The 17388-nt window shown below is 64.4% G+C and carries 16 protein-coding genes; 6 read left to right on the forward strand and 10 right to left on the reverse strand.

Annotated features, from left to right (window positions below):
* Positions 1-54: 54 nt before the first annotated feature.
* Genes CK230_RS00410 through cpaB form a run of 7 tightly spaced genes read right to left on the reverse strand, consistent with a single transcriptional unit; the run spans position 55 to position 7303 of the window.
* Positions 55-1020 carry a type II secretion system F family protein gene (locus CK230_RS00410; RefSeq protein WP_095815253.1) on the reverse strand — a complete coding sequence of 322 codons (966 nt, stop codon included), beginning with the start codon at positions 1018-1020 and terminating at the stop codon, positions 55-57.
* A gap of 1 nt (position 1021) precedes the next feature.
* Positions 1022-1987, reverse strand: a complete 966-nt coding sequence (locus tag CK230_RS00415) for a type II secretion system F family protein (protein ID WP_095815254.1) — start codon at positions 1985-1987, stop codon at positions 1022-1024.
* A 4-nt stretch (positions 1988-1991) separates the two neighbouring features.
* Positions 1992-3413, reverse strand: coding sequence for a CpaF family protein (locus CK230_RS00420; protein WP_095815255.1), 1422 nt, complete (start codon positions 3411-3413; stop codon positions 1992-1994).
* Complete coding sequence (locus CK230_RS00425) at positions 3410-4624, reverse strand: response regulator/pilus assembly protein (RefSeq protein ID WP_095815256.1); 1215 nt, start codon at positions 4622-4624, stop codon at positions 3410-3412. Before CK230_RS00425 ends, CK230_RS00420 begins: the two co-directional genes overlap by 4 nt.
* A gap of 11 nt (positions 4625-4635) precedes the next feature.
* Positions 4636-4911 carry a hypothetical protein gene (locus tag CK230_RS00430; RefSeq protein ID WP_245429772.1) on the reverse strand — a complete coding sequence of 92 codons (276 nt, stop codon included), beginning with the start codon at positions 4909-4911 and terminating at the stop codon, positions 4636-4638.
* Positions 4912-4915: 4 nt separating this feature from the next.
* Positions 4916-6352, reverse strand: a complete 1437-nt coding sequence (locus CK230_RS00435; protein WP_095815794.1) for a type II and III secretion system protein family protein — start codon at positions 6350-6352, stop codon at positions 4916-4918.
* A gap of 30 nt (positions 6353-6382) precedes the next feature.
* Positions 6383-7303 carry a Flp pilus assembly protein CpaB gene (gene cpaB, locus CK230_RS00440; RefSeq protein ID WP_095815257.1) on the reverse strand — a complete coding sequence of 307 codons (921 nt, stop codon included), beginning with the start codon at positions 7301-7303 and terminating at the stop codon, positions 6383-6385.
* 254 nt (positions 7304-7557) lie between these two features.
* Between cpaB and parE the strand changes: the two genes are divergently transcribed.
* From parE to CK230_RS00455, 3 genes are all read left to right on the forward strand, one after another.
* Positions 7558-9612: a DNA topoisomerase IV subunit B gene (gene parE / locus CK230_RS00445; RefSeq protein WP_095815258.1), complete on the forward strand. Its 2055-nt coding sequence runs from the start codon at positions 7558-7560 to the stop codon at positions 9610-9612.
* Between the two features lie 40 nt (positions 9613-9652).
* The gene (locus tag CK230_RS00450; protein WP_095815259.1) at positions 9653-11734 is read left to right on the forward strand and encodes an FUSC family protein; all 2082 of its coding nucleotides are present in this window, start codon (positions 9653-9655) and stop codon (positions 11732-11734) included.
* Between the two features lie 85 nt (positions 11735-11819).
* On the forward strand, positions 11820-12257 hold the full coding sequence (locus CK230_RS00455) for a VOC family protein (RefSeq protein ID WP_095815260.1): 438 nt from the start codon (positions 11820-11822) through the stop codon (positions 12255-12257).
* A 15-nt stretch (positions 12258-12272) separates the two neighbouring features.
* Here the strand turns inward: CK230_RS00455 and CK230_RS00460 are convergent, their stop codons facing one another.
* Positions 12273-13394 carry a DUF2336 domain-containing protein gene (locus CK230_RS00460; protein WP_095815261.1) on the reverse strand — a complete coding sequence of 374 codons (1122 nt, stop codon included), beginning with the start codon at positions 13392-13394 and terminating at the stop codon, positions 12273-12275.
* A 151-nt stretch (positions 13395-13545) separates the two neighbouring features.
* Here CK230_RS00460 and CK230_RS00465 point away from each other — a divergent pair, with 151 nt between their 5' ends.
* Positions 13546-13998, forward strand: a complete 453-nt coding sequence (locus tag CK230_RS00465) for a MaoC family dehydratase (protein ID WP_095815262.1) — start codon at positions 13546-13548, stop codon at positions 13996-13998.
* Positions 13998-14879 carry a CoA ester lyase gene (locus tag CK230_RS00470; RefSeq protein WP_095815263.1) on the forward strand — a complete coding sequence of 294 codons (882 nt, stop codon included), beginning with the start codon at positions 13998-14000 and terminating at the stop codon, positions 14877-14879. The genes CK230_RS00465 and CK230_RS00470 overlap by 1 nt, the downstream gene beginning before the upstream one ends.
* Before the next feature lie 7 nt (positions 14880-14886).
* On the opposite strand, the gene CK230_RS00475 is transcribed toward CK230_RS00470, so the two are convergent.
* Both CK230_RS00475 and CK230_RS00480 read right to left on the reverse strand, forming a co-directional pair.
* A complete protein-coding gene (locus tag CK230_RS00475; protein WP_095815264.1) occupies positions 14887-15561 on the reverse strand; it encodes an isoprenylcysteine carboxylmethyltransferase family protein in 675 nt (224 codons plus the stop codon).
* 97 nt (positions 15562-15658) lie between these two features.
* Positions 15659-16243, reverse strand: a complete 585-nt coding sequence (locus tag CK230_RS00480; protein ID WP_095815265.1) for a nitroreductase — start codon at positions 16241-16243, stop codon at positions 15659-15661.
* A 170-nt stretch (positions 16244-16413) separates the two neighbouring features.
* On the opposite strand from CK230_RS00480, the gene CK230_RS00485 reads away from it, so the two are divergent.
* Positions 16414-17379: a hypothetical protein gene (locus CK230_RS00485; RefSeq protein ID WP_095815266.1), complete on the forward strand. Its 966-nt coding sequence runs from the start codon at positions 16414-16416 to the stop codon at positions 17377-17379.
* Positions 17380-17388: the final 9 nt, after the last annotated feature.

The raw sequence follows: 17388 nt of genomic DNA on the forward strand, positions 1-17388 counted from the left end.
TGAGCACCGGAAGCGCAGGAAGCCGCCGTTTGCAGACCGGCCTCACCTGAATCCTCAGTGGTGGGTGGTCAGCTTCACAATGATCGGAATAATGGCGATCATCAGCACCACCGGCAGGATGCAGACCGTCACCGGCACCGACATCTTGGCCGGCAAGGCATGCGCCTTCTCCTCCGCCAGCGACATGCGCTTGTGCCGCATTTCGTCGGAGAAGACGCGCAGCGAGCCCGACAGGCTGGTGCCGAGTTCCTTGGATTGCTGCAGCAGCGTCGCGAAGGAGCGCACCTCGTCGAGGCTGAGACGGTCGGCGAGCGCCTTGAGCGCGTCGTCGAGGCTGCGCCCGGCCCGCAGTTCCAGCGACACCAGGATCAGGTTCTGGCTGAGCGACGGATAGGTCCTGGAAAGCTCCCTTGAGACCCGCTCGATGCCGGCCTCCATGCTCATGCCGGCATCGGAGCAGACGATCATCAGATCCATGAAATCGGGAAAGCCGTTGCGGTATTCGCGCATCTTCTCCCGAACCTTCTGCGTCAGCACCAGGCCCGGCAGGAAGTAACCGCCGGCGCCCGACAGGATGATGAACGTCCAGCGGCTGGTCATGGTCGACTCGGCGCTTGCCGCCCAATGGTTGATCAGGAACGCGCCCAACGCGGCGCCGATCAGGGTGGCGAAGCGGATCAGGAAGAACATGCCGACGGCGCGGGGCTCCATATAGCCGGCCTGGATAAGCTTCATGCGCAGTCGCGCGACATTTTCCGGGTCGCTCTTGGCATAGAACTCCTGCGCCCGTTTCACCGCCTTCTCGCGCACGGCGCTGGTGCTCTTCTTGGGCGCGGCTTCCGCCTGCTCGACCTGCTGCACCACCTCGACCTTCAGCCGGCGCTTGACCTCGCCGCGATCGCCCTTGGCGAGCACAAGCGGCCAGGCGACGGCGCCGCCGCCCAGCACCAGCAGCAGCACGGCAACCGGCATCAGCGATGTCGGCGCGAGCGAAGCGAGGAAGCGGATGACGTCTTCCATTTCAGAACCTGAAATTCGACATCTTGAACATGATGGCGTTGCCGAGCAGCAGCCACAGGATGGTTCCGCTCAGCATGTACCAGGTCTTCGGCTCGTCCCAGACGTCCTGGTAGAACTGCGGCATCAGCACCATGATGGCGGTGAACAGAAGCACCGGCACCGCGGTCAGGATGTAGGCAGACATGCGCCCTTCGGTCGAAATGGCGCGCACCTTGCGGCGCAGCTTGCCGCGTTCGCGGATCGTCGCGGACAGACCGTCGAGGATCTCGCGCAGATTGCCGCCCGAACTGCTCTGGATCGACACCGCCGTGACGAACAGCGGCAGGTCCTCATGCCCCACCCGGTCGAACAGATTGTTCAGCGCCGATACCAGATCCGAGCCATAAGTCACCTCGTCGGCGACAACGCCGAATTCGGTGCCGATCGGGTCGGCCATTTCGCGCGCCACCATGGCGACCGCCACCGGCACCGGATGGCCGGCCTTCAAGCCGCGCGTGATCAGTTCCAGCGCCTCGGGCAACTGTATCCCGAACCGCTTGTGCCGGCGCTTGCGCATGAAGCGCATCGCCATCACCGGCAGCACCGGCAGCAGTATGAGAAACAGGATCAGGCCGAACAGAAGCGGCAAGCCCTTCCAGATCGTGAGAAGCGCCAGCGCGAAAGCGACCCCCGATGTGATCATCAGGAACTTCGGCAACGGCGTGGTCATGCCGGACTGCGTGCGCAGGGCGCGGAAACGGTCGAGGGAGAAGACGGAGCTGTGGCCATCGATCCCGCGCTCCTTGCGCAGTTGGATCAGCACCTGCTCCTGGCTGATCTTGTTCTCGGCGAGCTTCATGCGGCGGTTGATCGCCATGCGCTTGTCGCTGCGCCCGGCATAGAGCAGGTAAAGACCCTCGGCGATCATGATGCCAGTAAGCGCCGCCGCAGCGTACACGACGTAGATCGGGCTGAATCCCTCGAACACCGGCCTAGTCCTGCGGCCGGCCGGGTTCGAAATACTTGCCCGGGAATTCGATGCCCATGTTGCGCAGGTCCTCGAGGAAGCGAGGGCGGATGCCGGTCGCCTCGAAGTGGCCGAGGATCTTGCCGTCCGCCTCCATGCCGGTGCGCACGAAGCGGAATATTTCCTGCATCTGGATGACATCGCCTTCCATGCCGGTCACCTCGGCGACGCTGGTCACCTTGCGCTTGCCGTCGGAAAGGCGCGTCAGTTGGACGATGATTTCGATGGCGCTTGCTATCTGGCTGCGGATCGACTGCACCGTCATCGGCATGCCGGTCATGCCGAGCATCTGTTCCAGACGCGAGATCGCGTCGCGCGGCGTGTTGGCATGGATGGTCGCCATCGAGCCTTCATGGCCAGTGTTCATCGCCTGCAGCATGTCGAAGGCTTCCTCGCCGCGGCACTCGCCGAGGATGACGCGGTCGGGCCGCATGCGCAGCGCGTTCTTGACCAGGTCGCGCTGCTTCAATTCGCCATGGCCCTCGATGTTGGCCGGGCGCGTCTCCATGCGCGCCACATGCGGCTGCTGCAGTTGCAGCTCGGCCGCGTCCTCGATGGTGATCAGGCGCTCGTCTTCCGGGATAAAGGCCGACAGCGCATTGAGCATTGTCGTCTTGCCGGTGCCGGTGCCGCCGGAGATGATCGTGGTCTTGCGGGCGTGCACCGCCGCCGCCAGCACCTCGGCCATGTTCTGGGTGATGGCGCCGAACTCGACCAGCTTGTGCAGGCCGAGCTTGTTCTTGGAGAATTTGCGGATCGACACCAACGGCCCGTCGACGCCGACCGGACGGATCGCCGCGTTGAAGCGTGACCCGTCGAGCATGCGGGCGTCCACCATCGGCTGCGATTCATCGACGCGTCGGCCGACAGCCGCGACGATTTTATTAATGATTCGAAGCAGATGCGCTTCATCCTTGAACGGGATGTGGACCTGCTGCAGCTTGCCGCGCTTTTCGACGAAGCAGTTCTCGTGGCCGTTGATCAGGATGTCGTTGATCTCGGGGTCCTTGAGCAACGGCTCGAGCGGGCCGAGGCCGACCATCTCGTCGACAATGTCGTCGACCAGCGCATCGAGCTCGGCGATGTTGATCGCCATCCGCTCCTCGCGCGTCTTTTCCGAGACGAATTCATGCACCTGCCTGCGCATTTCATCCTTGGGCAGCCGCTCCAGCGCCACGAGGTTGATCTCCTCGAGCAGCATGCGGTGGATGCGCACGCGCGCGTCGAGCACCTTGTTGGCGCTTTTTGCGGGCGCCGCTTCCGGCTTCGGCGGCACCGGCTTGCGGGTCGTCGGGATGATCACCGCATTGTGCACCAGAGGAGCGGGCTCCGGTGCCCGCTGCGGGCGAAGGTCACGGTTCTGCAAGTTGGAAAAGCGACTGTTCATCCCGCCTTCCTCCTCAGCATGCCCTTGCCGAGGCCGAACAGCGATTTCGACTTGACCGTGGTCTGGACGGCCTCCTCCGGCAGGATGATCTTCTTCAGGTCGTTGACGACATTGGCGTTGGGGTCGATGGCGTGCAACGGCACGCCGCGGTCGACGGCCTCGCGCACCAGCCGGTAGTTGTTGGAGATGCCCCCGACGAAATGTTCGCCGAGTATCTCCTGGACATCGGCCTGCTTGATGCCGCTGTCGAACATCTTCTGCTCGAAGCGATTGACGATGACGTTGGGCTTCACTTCCTTGCCCGCGGTCTCATAGACGGCCTGGATGAGGCGCTGCGTATGGCGCAGGCACGGCACCGTCATCTCGGCGACGATATAGAGCTTGTTGGAACCCAAGAGCACGGTCTCGGTCCACGGGAACCAGGTGCGCGGCATATCGATGACGACATTGTCGAAATAAGCCGCGACGAGGTCGAGCATGCGCACCACCACATCGGTCTTGAACGAGCGCATGTCCGAGGGACGCGTCGGCGCCGCGAGCACGCATAGCCCGCTTGCATGCTTCGACAGCATCACATCGAGCAGTTGCCGGTCGAGGCGCTCCGGCTGGTTCTCGATTTCGGTGATGTCGAAGCGCGGTTCGAGGTCGAGATATTCGGCGCAGGCGCCCTGCTGAAAGTTGAGGTCGACGACACATGTCGAAGCGCCGCGCGTCACCGAATGATGCAGCTGGAAGGCCGTCTGCAGGGCGAGCGTGGTGGTGCCGACGCCGCCGGCGGCCGGCATGAAGGTATAGATGTGCGATTCGGTGTTCTCTTCCCGCCCCGGCCCCTGCAACGCCCGGATGACCGAACGCACCAGGTCTGCCGTCGTGATCGGCTTGACCAGGAAGTCGGCGACCTTGAGCTGCACCAGGATGCGCACCGCCGCCGCGTTGAATTCCTGGGTGACGACGACCACGGGGACGCTGCCTTCCAGCCGGCGCATGACGCGCTGCAGCGACTCGATCTCCTCGAGCTTGGCCGCGTCCATATCGACGATGACGGTGCCGAAATCGATCTCGAGGGCCTCGCCGCGGAGCTCGTTGATGCTCTTTTCCACCGTCAGGAGCTCGATCACCTCGGAGGTCGCAAACGCCGTCCGCGTGTCCTGCACAAACGCCCTGTCGGTGGAAACGAGCAGGATCTTCTTGGTCTTGGTAGCAGATGCCATCGTACGGCCGATCAATTCGATGTCGTTGATGATGTTATCGGCCCGGACGCGGCGCCGGCCTTCGCGCCGACGGCGCCAGTCTCGGAACCCGGACGTTGAGCCGGCACGAGAAGCCTTGTGTTCTGGACGCCGTACTTCCACGGATCGAACATCTGCATGGCGGTATTGGATGCCTGCGCGTTGCCGACTCCCGTCGTCACCCCTTCGGTGCGCACAAAGTCGTCGCTGGTGCAGCCGGCGACGACAGCGCCGGCCAGGAGCAGAACGATGCAAGAGAGGCTGCGCATGGCCTTAGTCCTTCGGCAGGTCGAGGAAGTGGCCGGAGGTGGCCGATGCGGAACGGGCGGCGGCGCCGTCGGCGAACGCCAGCGGACGCTTTGGCGCCGAGGCGTCCACTTCCTCGGTGTTGTTGAGGAAATAGTCGGCGGCGCTTGCAGGCCGGGTGCCGTCGGTCGGCTCGACCATCTTCTTCGAGGGGTCGACCGGCTTGACCAGGTAAGGCGTAACGATGATCACCAGATCGGTCTCGCGCCGCTGATAGGATTTCGAGGAGAACAGCGGACCGAGCACCGGCAGCTTGCCGATTCCCGGCACCCGCGACGTCGTGATGTCGTTCTGCGACTGCAGGAGGCCGGCGATCATGAAGCTCTGGCCGTTCTTGAGGTCGACCGACGTTCTGGCGCGGCGCACGATGAAGGCCGGAATGGAAATGCCGCTGCTGACCTGGATGGAAGCAGACGGATCGATCGAGGACACTTCCGGAGCGATGTCGAGGCTCACCAGCCCGTCCTTCAGCACCGTCGGTGTGAAATCCAGGCCGACGCCGTACTTCTTGTAGGTAACGCTGATCTTGCCGTTTTCTTCCGAGACCGGGATCGGGAACTCGCCGCCGGCAAGGAAGCTCGCCGTCTGGCCCGAACGCGCAATCAGGTTCGGCTCGGCCAGCCGCCGGGCAAGGCCTCGCTCTTCCAACGCCTTGATGGCGATGTCGATCGAGACGCCGTTGGAGAGCAGCCGGCCGATGATCTCGCCGGTGCCAGCCGATGGCACCGTGCCCGGATCGAGGATGACGTCGCGGCCGCCCATGCCGAAGGCAAAGTTGGCGCCGTATTTGGCGCCCAGATCCTGGCCGGCCTGGCGGTTGATCTCGACGAAGCGGACATTGAGCTGCACCTGCTGCGAGGACGAGATGTTGACCGAGTTGATGACTTCCTCATTGCCGGAAAAGCGCGAGGCGATCTTGCTGGCCTTGTCGGCGGCGACCGCATCCTCGGCCTCGCCCGACAACACGACGCGGCCGTTTGCCGAACCGACCTTGATCTTGGCGTCGGGCACGCTGGCGCGGATGGTGCTGGCCAGTTGGTCGGTGTCCAGCGTCACCTCGATGTCGATGGTGCCGACAAGCTGCTTGTTCTGATCGAACAGGGCGATACCGGTGGTGCCGAGATTGTTGCCCAGCACATAGAAGGACTTGTCGGTCAGCGGATTGACGTTGGCGATCTCCGGATCGCCGATGACGATTTGGTAGAAGGCCGCGCTCGTCATGATCGTCTTCGGCTTGCCCTTGGCGACCTTGATCGAGGCGTTCTTGTTCGCCGAGACATAGACGACGTCATTGTCCGCCCTTGCCGGCGCGGCGAAGCCAACCACAGCCAGCGACACCGCCAGCGCGATCGCGCCAGAAAGGCGCCATCCGCTGGCCGTCCGAAATGCATTAAACCCGAACATGTTGTCCCCGTCCCCGCCGGTCCCCACCGGCTATTCCTGCAGTTCCTGCGGCGCTTCCCGTGAAGGAACCTTGTATTCTTCGACCTTCTCGCCGCGCGTCACGATCACTGTCTTGAATTTCGGCTCGTCGGATTCCTTCGTCGCGGCGCTGAAGAGCGAAGCGGCGCTCGCCTGCACCTTTTCGGCGGCCGAACCGCCGAAGGACGAGATGGTCGTAAGCCCGCCATTGCCGGCAGTTGCGTCGGCGGCGGACCGCAGCGATAACGACAGCGTGCCGACGGTGCGGGCCAGCGCCACCTTCTGCGCTCCCTCGTTGGTCACCTCGATGGTCACGGAGTTGGCGACCTGCGGCTCGGTCTTGCGCTCGTCGGCGCCCTGGCCGACCGAAAGCACCTTGGCGTCGGAGACGACGACCTCGGACGTGACCGTCGAGCCGGCAGCGCCCTGCGCGTTCTTGGACACTTCCTGGATGTCTCCCGCATCGCGCGTCAGCACGACGTCGACCCGGTCTCCCGGCGTGATGAAGCCGCCGACACCGGCGATTTCGTCGGTGCGGATGGTGACGGCCCGCATCCCGGGCGACAGCATGTTGGAAAGCGTGGCGCGACCGTTCGGTCCCGACAGCTTGGTGAGCAGCACCGGTTCGTTGACCTCGATCGGCGACAGCACGACCCGGCTGCCGTCGGCAAGCAGCTTGTCGATCGTCGGGAAAGCGCCTTGCGGCAGGGAATCCTGCGGCCACGGGATCTCGGCGAGCTGCGGCCGTCCGAGTTCCATGCCGTAACGCAGCGGCGCCTGAGCCACCACGATGGTCTTGAATTCGACCTTGGGCTGTTGCGGAGCTTCGACCGTGACGACCTTGACTTCGGGCTGAGCCTTTGCCTGGCTCTTGACCCAGAAATCCGCCGCAAAGATCGAGATCGCGCCGAAGACGGCTGCGATACCGATCATGGTTATGACCCTGCCCCTCACAACGAAACCCCTGACGCCCGTGGTCTTTTGTTGGTTGGGCCTCACGCTAGGCGTTAATGTTAAAGAATAAGGAACAGCGGGCCGCGCGGGCCGCCCTATTTCGGCCGGCTTGGTTATCGAATGGTTTTGGAATAAGAGACAGTTTTATCCCTGAACGGAACAGGAACTCGTTCGCCCGCCAAAAGCGTGGCAGTATCGAGACGTGATTCGCATTACCGGACGCTAGACCTCGCATGGACGACAGCAACGATCTCTTCGGCAAGATGGAAAAGCCCGCACAGCCGGTGCGCGCGACCTCGCGCCCCGCCGATCCGCTCGTGCAGGCCGCGAAGCGCTCGACCGCAGCGCGCGACGGCAGCGAGAGCTATAGCGCCGCCGATATCGAGGTGCTGGAAGGGCTCGAGCCGGTGCGACGCCGTCCGGGCATGTATATCGGCGGCACCGACGACAAGGCGATGCACCACCTGTTCGCCGAGGTCATCGACAATTCGATGGACGAAGCCGTGGCCGGTCACGCCACCTTCATCGATGTCGAGCTTTCCGCCGACGGCTTCCTGACCGTCACCGACAATGGCCGCGGCATTCCGATCGACCCGCACCCGAAATTCAAGAAGCCGGCGCTCGAAGTCATCATGACTACGCTGCATTCGGGCGGCAAGTTCGACTCCAAGGTCTATGAGACCTCCGGCGGCCTGCACGGCGTCGGTGTTTCGGTCGTCAACGCGCTGTCCGACCACCTCGAGGTCGAGGTCGCGCGCGGCCGCCAGCTCTACCGCCAGCGTTTTTCCCGCGGCGTCCCGGTCAGCGGCCTCGAGCACCTGGGCGAGGTTCATAACCGCCGCGGCACGAGGACCCGCTTCCACCCCGACGAGCAGATTTTCGGCAAGGGCGCTGCCTTCGAGCCGGCGCGGCTTTATCGCATGGCGCGCTCGAAGGCCTATCTGTTCGGCGGCGTCGAGATCCGCTGGACCTGCGATCCGTCGCTGATCAAGGAGAAGGACCAGACGCCGGCCAAGGCCGAGTTTCATTTCCCCGGCGGCCTGAAGGACTATCTCAAGGCAACGCTGGGCGACGAGTTCCAGGTCACGCGCGAGGTTTTTGCCGGCAAGAGCGACAAGCAGGGTGGCCACGGTTCGCTGGAATGGGCCGTCACCTGGTTCGGCGGCGACGGGTTCCTCAACTCCTACTGCAACACCATCCCGACCCCCGAAGGCGGCACGCATGAGGCCGGTTTCCGCAACGTGCTGGCGCGCGGACTGCGCGCCTATGCCGACCTGATCGGCAATAAGCGCGCCTCGATCATCACCACCGAGGATGTGATGATCTCGGCCGCCGGCATGCTGTCGGTGTTCATCCGCGAGCCGGAATTCGTCGGCCAGACCAAGGACAGGCTGGCGACCATCGAGGCGATGCGCATCGTTGAAAACGCCATCCGCGACCCGTTCGACCATTGGCTCGCCGACAATCCGCAGGAAGCCTCTAAGCTTCTCGAATGGGTCATCGCGCGCGCCGACGAGCGCGTGCGCCGACGCCAGGAAAAAGAAGTCTCGCGCAAGACCGCCGTGCGCAAGCTGCGCCTTCCGGGCAAGCTCGCCGATTGCACGCAGAATGCGGCCGCTGGCGCCGAGATCTTCATCGTCGAGGGCGACTCGGCCGGCGGCTCGGCCAAGCAGGCGCGCGACCGCGCCAGCCAGGCGGTGCTGCCGTTGCGCGGCAAGATCCTCAACGTCGCCAGCGCCGGCAACGACAAGCTGGCCGGCAACCAGCAGATCTCCGACCTCATCCAGGCGCTCGGCTGCGGCACGCGCTCGAAGTATCGCGACGAGGACCTGCGCTACGACCGCGTGATCATCATGACCGACGCCGATGTCGACGGCGCGCACATCGCCTCGCTGTTGATCACCTTCTTCTATCAGGAGATGCCAAACCTGATCCGCGGCGGCCATCTCTACATGGCCGTGCCGCCGCTCTACTCGATCCGGCAGGGCGGCAAGGTCGACTACGCCCGCGACGACGCGCATAAGGACGAGTTGCTGCGCACCGAATTCACCGGACGCGGCAAGGTCGAGATCGGCCGCTTCAAGGGCTTGGGCGAGATGATGGCCTCGCAGCTCAAGGAGACCACGATGGATCCGAAGAAGCGCACGCTTCTGCGGGTCGATGTGATCGAAGCCGAGCAGGCCACCAAGGATGCAGTCGACGCGCTGATGGGCACCAAGCCCGAGGCCCGCTTCCGCTTCATCCAGGAGCACGCCGAATTCGCCGAGACGGACGTGCTGGATATCTGATCGCCGACTGGTCCATAAAGGCTCCGGTACGGAGACGAATGTGACCTGGACGCGGCTGAAAGGGCTTGTCGAGACATCGTTAAGCGGTCTGACGCAGCCGACCCGTTCCGACTGGATTTTTGCCTTGCGCACGGTTTCGGCCGGGCTGATTGCGCTGCTTGTTACCTACGCGTTGCAGCTCGACCATCCGCAATGGGCGATGATGACGGTGTTCATCGTAGCGCAGCCGGTGGCCGGAATGGTGCTGGCAAAGGGTTTTTACCGGCTGATCGGCACGCTGGCGGGCGGCCTTGCCGCGGTCGGCATCACCTCGCTGTTCGGCGCCAACCCTTGGCTGCTGGTCACTGTCCTGGCGCTCTGGATCGGCGTATGCACGCTCGTTTCGTCGCTGCTGCGCAACCCGGAAGCCTATGGCGCCGCCCTTGCCGGTTATACGGCCATGATCATCAGCCTGCCGGCGCTTGGACAGCCGCATGTCGTCGTCGACCTGGCGATCGCCCGGTGCGCCGAGATCGTGATTGGGATCGTCTGCGCCGGCGTCACGAGCCGGTTGATCCTGCCCAAGCTCGCGGCCGACGCCATCATCTCGCGGTTGAGGCGCAGCATCCTCGACCTCGCGGAATATGCGTCCGGAGCTTTTTCCGGCGGCGATCCGGCAAGCCTTGCCGCGCTCCAGCGCAAGCTGATCACCGACGCCCAGACGCTCGCTGAAATGCGCACCTATGCGCGGCTGGAAGCGCCGAGTTTCGCCCCCCGCGCCCACCCGGTGCGGCGCACCATCGGTCAGCTTCTATGGGCGCTGTCGGCGGCGCGTGCGCTGCACAGCCACCGCGCGCCAAAGAATGCGGCGCTCATCCCCATGCGACGCGACTTGAAAGCCTTTGTCGGCGAGCTGGCTGCGACACCCGGCGCGCTCGACGACACGGGCCCCTGGGTGGCGCGGCTCGACGCGATCGCGAGCAAGGCCAGAGAGGTGCCGGCGCTGCCCAACGATGCCGGTACAATCGATGGCGCCGAGGACAAGGTGGGCACCATCACTCGCCTCACCATCGCCGGCGATTTTGCCGAAGCGCTGAAGCAGGTGTTGGACGGCCTCGACGCGCTTCGCTCGCCTGTCTCCCGGAAATCGAATGAGCGAAGCCAGCCGGCGCTGGTCGTCCACCGCGACTATCAGGCCGCATGGCGCAACGCCGTGCGCGCCGCGCTCGCGACGCTGCTCGTCGCAGTCTTCTGGCTGACGACCAAATGGTCGGAAGCAGCCGGCACCGTTATCCTCGTCGCCGTCGTCTCCAGCCTGTTCGCGGCGCGCCCCAACCCCGTGCAGTCGGCCTGGGGTTTCTTCACCGGCACCCTGATCGCGTTGCCGTTTGCCTTTCTGGTCGGCCAGGTCGCGCTGCCGGCGCTGCCCGGCTTCGGCTGGTTCACGCTCTTCGTGGTGCCGATCCTGGTGCCTGCGGCGCTCGGCATGGCCAATCCACGCCATGTCGGCGTCGCCACCGCTTTCGCCATCAACTTCCTCGCCTTCCTCAGCCCGCATCAGCAGATGATCTATGATCCCGGGCCGTTCTTCGCGGGCTCGGCCTCGATCCTGGTCGGCATCCTGATTGCCATCGGCGTCTTCATCGTCGTGCTGCCCGCCGATCCTTGGGTCACCGTGGAGCGTATCTCGCAGGCGATGCGCGAGGATCTGGCACGGCTTTGCCTGCATGAGCGGATACCTCGGCGTTCGGCCTTCGAAAGCCTCGCCTATGACCGGATCAACCAACTGATGCCGCAGGTGCAGCGAACGGGCCGCAGGGGCGACCCCATTCTTGGCGGCAGCATCGCCGCCGTCACCGTCGGGCTGGAGGTGCTGCGGCTGCGCCATGCGCAACTGAATTCCGCAGTGCCGCGCGAGACAGTCGAATCTATCGGCAATTTTCTGCGCGGCCTGGCGCGTGAATTGTTGTTCCGGCGGCCGGGCGAGCCGCAGACCGCGACCATCGCGGTGGCAAGGCAATATGCGGCCAGCATCGGCGAACGCAGCGATCGGCTCGAAATGCTGCGGATCGCCGCCTCGCTGCGCATCATTGCCGCGGCAATGGAAGACTATCCGGATTTCTTTGCCAAGGGCCGCGCTTGAACAATTCGGGGGGTGTCGCGTTTCAGGTCGGACCGGTTTGGAAATGGTTCCTTGTTGGATTGGTCGACACTTTTAGGTTGGACACATGGCGCTCAAACGGATGGACAACGTCGGAATCGTCGTCGAAGACCTGAACGGGGCGATTGATTTCTTTCGCGAGCTCGGCCTTGAACTCGAAGGACGGGCCTCGATCGAAGGAGAATGGGCCGGACGCGTCACCGGACTGGGCGACCAGCATGTCGAGATTGCCATGATGCGCATGCCGGACGGCCACGGCCGGCTCGAGCTGTCCCGCTTCCTCAGGCCACCGGTCGTGGCGGATCACCGCAAGTCCCCGGTGAACGCCCTGGGCTACCTCCGTGTCATGTTCGCCGTGGACGACATCGACGACACGCTGGAGAGGCTCCGCAAGCGCGGCGCTGAGCTCGTCGGCGAAGTGGTCCGGTATAGGGACGTCTATCGGCTCTGCTACATCCGCGGGCCCGAAGGGGTTCTCATCGGACTTGCCGAGGAACTCAGCTGAGACCTGATATGTGTCCTAGGCGGCGGCAATCGCCAGCGCGTGTCCGCGCGCGTTTTCGCGCAGGGCGTCGAGATGGATCGACTTCACCAGCCCGGCAAGATCGCCCTCGGCTGATTGGCCGCCGAGTTCCTTCAGCATCAGCCAGCTGACTTCCTGCACGCCGGCGACACGCCGGCCATTGGCCACCTCGCGCCAGATCTTGAGCGCGCGCAGGATGATGGCATGCGTGGCCGGCGCAAGCCCGGCGCTGCGGAACAGCGCCTGCAGCGCCACGTCGTGCCCGCCGGCCAGAAGCGCCGTTACCCTCTGCTCGGACTGTCGGGCCAGCGCCACCAGCGTCGAACCGAAGAAGTCGACCTTGCCATGGGCAATGGTGCGGATGATGAAGCTGGCGGTGAGGTCGCCGCGCAGCCTTAGATGCTCGATCAGGGCGGCGTGCTCTTCCATGCGCGTTCCCTCGATCAGCGTCACCGAGGCCTTCACGCAGGCATCGCGCATGACGCGATCGGCGCGCGCCGCACCCATCATCGCCAGCACCAGCGGCGACCCCTTCAGCGACTCGCCGAGCTTGACCAGCAGCATATGCCGGCAGTCGGCCGGCAGGCGCCGATCGGCGATCAGCGCCTCGCGCACCAGCGGCAGATGGCCATGTCGCTCGGCCATGCGGCGGAAGCTGAGTGAAGCGATGTCCGCGCCGCTGTTTCCGACCAGCACGGCGCAGGCTTCCGGTTCGCCGATCTCGGCGATTGCCGCCGCCAGCGACATCGAGACGACCGGACGGTTGGCGATCAGCGTCCGCGTCGCCTTCTGGCCGCAGGCGACGCGCTCGACCAGATCGGCATCGGTAAGCAGCGGCGAACGCGCCAACACCAGCGCCGCCACTTCCGGCTGATCGGCGGCCAGCGCGCTGATCACCTGCGGCGGCGCGTGATGGCTCATCGACAGTGCCTCGGCGAGCGCCAGGCGCACCTTGGCGGAAGCGTCATCCAGGAGCAGCGTCAGCGCCGCCTCGGCGGCGCAGCGATCCTCGAACGGCAGATCGGAATTGATGTAGGCTCGCGCCAGCGCGCTCGCGGCGGCGGCGCGCTCGGAAACCCTTGCCGTATCAATCCATTTTAGAAAGTGCGAAACAACCATGCCGACCAGCTACGCCCTTGCCGGAATGTCCCCGGCCCCGCTGTGAACGGTAGGCTGGAAATGGTTTACGAACGGTTCACCATATTTCTTAACCGGCTTGATGGAGGCGCGGCCAACGCCTATCAAGCGGTGGAATTGGAGGAGATCGAGCATGGCCGGGCTTTATCTGGAAGAGTTTGTCGTCGGTCATGTCTTCCACCACACGCTGCGCAAGACTGTGACCGAGAGCGACAACATGCTGTTTTCGGTCATGACGCTGAACCCGCAGCCCCTGCACATCGATTTCGACTTCGCCTCAAAAACCGAATGGGGCAGGCCCCTGGTCAACTCCCTGTTCACGCTGGGCCTGATGATCGGCATTTCGGTGAACGACATCACGGTCGGCACAACGGTCGCCAATCTGGGCATGAAGGAAACGGTGTTCCCGCACCCCGTCTTCCACGGCGACACCATCCGGGTCGAGACGACGGTTGTCTCCGTGCGCGAGTCCAAATCGAAACCCGATCGCGGCATCGTCGAGTTCGAGCACCGCGCCTACAATCAAAACGACGTTCTTGTCGCCAAATGCACAAGGCAGGCGATGATGCTGAAGAAGGCTGGCTGATGCGCTCTTTGCTCTTCGTGCCCGGCGATTCCGAGCGCAAGCTGGAAAAGGGATTCGGAGCCGGCGCCGACGTGGTCATCGTCGATCTCGAGGATTCCGTCGCCGGCGCGAACAAGGTTGCGGCGCGCGCGGTTGCGGCCGGTTTCATCTCCGACAAAAGACACCGGACAGGTCCCACCGCCTATGTCCGGGTCAACGACCTGTCCACCGGCCTCACCGACGACGACCTCGCGGCCCTTGTACCGGCGAAGCCCGACGGCATCATGCTGCCCAAGTCGAACAGCGGGCAGGATGTCCAGCAATTGGCGGCGAAGCTTCGGGTCCATGAGGCCGAGAACGGGCTGCCGGACGGAGCCATAAAAATCCTGCCAATCATCACCGAGACCGCGGCGGGCGTGCTTGCGGCGGCGAGTTATGCCGGGACAAGCGCGCGGCTGGCCGGCCTAACCTGGGGCGCGGAGGATTTGTCGGCCGCGATCGGCGCGCGGGCGGCTCGCGACGGGAACGGTCGCTATACCGACATGTTCCGCCTGGCGCGTACCATGACCATCCTGGCCGCGGGCGCGGCGGAAGTCGCTGCTATCGACACCGTCTTCCCCGATTTCCGCGACATGGCCAGCTTCGAGACGGAATGCCGCGAGGCCGAGCGCGACGGCTTCACCGGCAAGATGGCGATCCATCCGGCGCAGGTGCCGGTCATCAACGTCGCCTTCACGCCATCCGCCGAAGCGGTCGAGCGGTCTCGGGCGATCGTCGATGCCTTCGCGGCGGCGGGAAATCCGGGCGTCGTCGGCATCGACGGCAAGATGTACGACCGCCCGCATCTGCGCCTGGCGGAGCGATTGCTGGCCCGCGCCAAGGCGTCGGGCACATCTGCCTGAACGGCCTCTACCAGACCATCGGGATCAGCTTGTAGCGGACGCGCGCGGCGTAATCGTCATAGCCCCGCAGGCCGGTCCGAAGCGCCTGCTCCTCGATAAAGGTACGGATCGCCAGTAGCGCGATGAAGAAAGGCACTGACGCCAGTCCCCACCAGGAGCCGAGCAATAGCGCCGTGCCGGCAAAGAAAAGGATGGCGCCGCTGTACATCGGGTGGCGAACATAGGCGTAGGGACCCGTGGTGATCACCTTCTGTCCGCGCTCGTCCTGGATCTTCACGACAGGTGCGGCGAAGCTGTTCTCGATCATCGTCAGGTAGCAAACCCAAATGCTGATCAGCAGCACCGCCGCGCCGACTGCCTGTACCCAAGCAGGTACCGCCGACCAGCCGAAGCGAAAATCGAGGCCCATCAGGGCAAGCCAGGCGAAGATTGCGAGAAGCAGTATCGAAAGCAGGATCTTGTCCGCCGCTGCCTGGTCCTTCTGGATCGGCGGGCTCAACCGCTCATTCATCAGGCCTGGATCACGCCGGGCGAGCGCAACGCCCAGCGTCAGGCTGAGCCCGACCATCAGCACCAGATAGACCCAGGCACCCCACCAGTGCATCGTGCCGGCAGACACGAACATCAGCGCGCCCATCACACCGAACCACACGAATGTCTGGAGAATCAGTTTCGCAATCATGAACCGTCTCTGCAGTATGTTCCCTGCGCTATTTCCTTCCCCAGCGCAGTCTTCTCATCGAGAAGATATCGCTGACGTTGCCATAGTCCATACGGCTCTAACCGGCCCAGGGACCGGTGTAGTCGGCATAAAGCTTTGCCGGATCCGGCCGCGGCCGGTCCGGCGCCGGCCCCTGATATGAGCCGATATGAACGAAACCAATGACCCGCTCCTGCGGCGAGAGCCCGAGGATCGCCCTACCCTCCGGCACATCGGAGTACCAGTTGCTGATCATGTTGGTGCCGTAGCCCAACGCGTTGGCCGCGATCATCAGGTTCATGGCCGCCATGCCGCCCGACAGGAACATCTCCCATTGCGGGATCTTCGGGCTCTCCTTCGGCACCGACACGACGCCGATCACCAGCGGCGCGCGCGAGAAGCGCGCCAGTTCCTGATTGCGCCTGCCCTCCGGCAACGGCCCCTCGCGCTGCTCGGCAAGTGCTGCCAGCTTCTTGCCGATCTCGACCCGCGCCTCACCGCGATAGAGGATGAAGCGCCAGGGCTCGAGCCGGCCATGGTCGGGGACGCGCGAGGCAGCCGCGATCATCGTCGCGATCTCGGCATCGCTCGGCGCCGGTTCCTTGAGGTCCGGGATCGGCGCGGAATTGCGGGTGAGCAGGAAGTCGATGATCGGCGACGCCATGGGCGCAAGTCTCCTCAGCATTCTATAGTATTCAATTTTGAGCTGAAGCACGCCATCGGGATGTCGGGCGGCTCGGGCGGTGGCGTTTTGCGCCGGATAAGAAGCCGCCGCGCAGGCCGACGCGCTTCTAGGCCTTGAAATTGCCACCGCCTTGGGCTTCAACGCAAGGCATGTTTGAGGGGACCCTGCGCCTTTTCGTGATCGCACTCGTCGCTGCGTTGTTCGCGGTGCCGGTTTCCTTCGCGCTGGCCCAGAACGCCAACGATGTCGGCGACATCAAGCTTCCAGGCATTTCGAGCTACGCGACGCCGAAGACAGGAGCACCGCTGGCGCTCGGCAATGGCGGCGCCATCACCCTGTCGGCGCAACTGACCGACAAGGGCGCCGACATCACCCGCGGCATTGTCTGGCGAGTGTTCAAACCTCAGCCGTCCAGCGACGGCAAGCTTCCGATGGTGGCGTCCGCGCATGGCGGCACGGCCGTATTCCAGCTCGCCCCCGGCAGCTATCTCGTCCACGCCTCTTATGGACGCGCCGGCGCCACCAAGCGCATCACCGTCGGCAAGGACGCCAGGCGCGAAAGCCTCGTCCTCGACGCCGGCGGCCTCAAGCTCGACGCGGTGACATCGGGCGGCGCGCCCATCCAGTCGAAGAAGCTGCGCTTCTCGATCTATGAAGACCATCCCGCCGCCAATGGCGACCGGGCGCTAATCGCCCCCGACGTGGCGCCGAACACCGTGGTGCGGCTGAACGCCGGCACCTACCACGTCGTCTCCACCTATGGCGCGGTCAACGCCGTGATCCGCTCCGATATCCGCGTCGAGGCCGGAAAGCTGACCGAGGCGACCGTCGAGCACCGGGCGGCCGAGATGACGATGAAGCTGGTGCGCGAGCCTGGCGGCGAAGCCATCGCCGACACATCCTGGTCGCTGCTCAACGAGAGCGGCGATCCGATCAAGGAAGCGGTCGGCGCCTTCGCCTCTATGGTGCTGGCCGAAGGCCAGTACACCATCATCGCCAAGAACCGCGACCGCATCTATCAGAAGGATTTCGCGGTCGTTGCCGGGCAGAACCAGGAAATCGAGGTTCTGGCCAATGAACAGTCCGCCATCGATCCCGAGGAAGGCGCGGACTAAAACAAGCTC

The sequence above is a fragment of the Mesorhizobium sp. WSM3859 genome (assembly GCF_002295065.1).
Classification (GTDB): Bacteria; Pseudomonadota; Alphaproteobacteria; order Rhizobiales; family Rhizobiaceae; genus Mesorhizobium.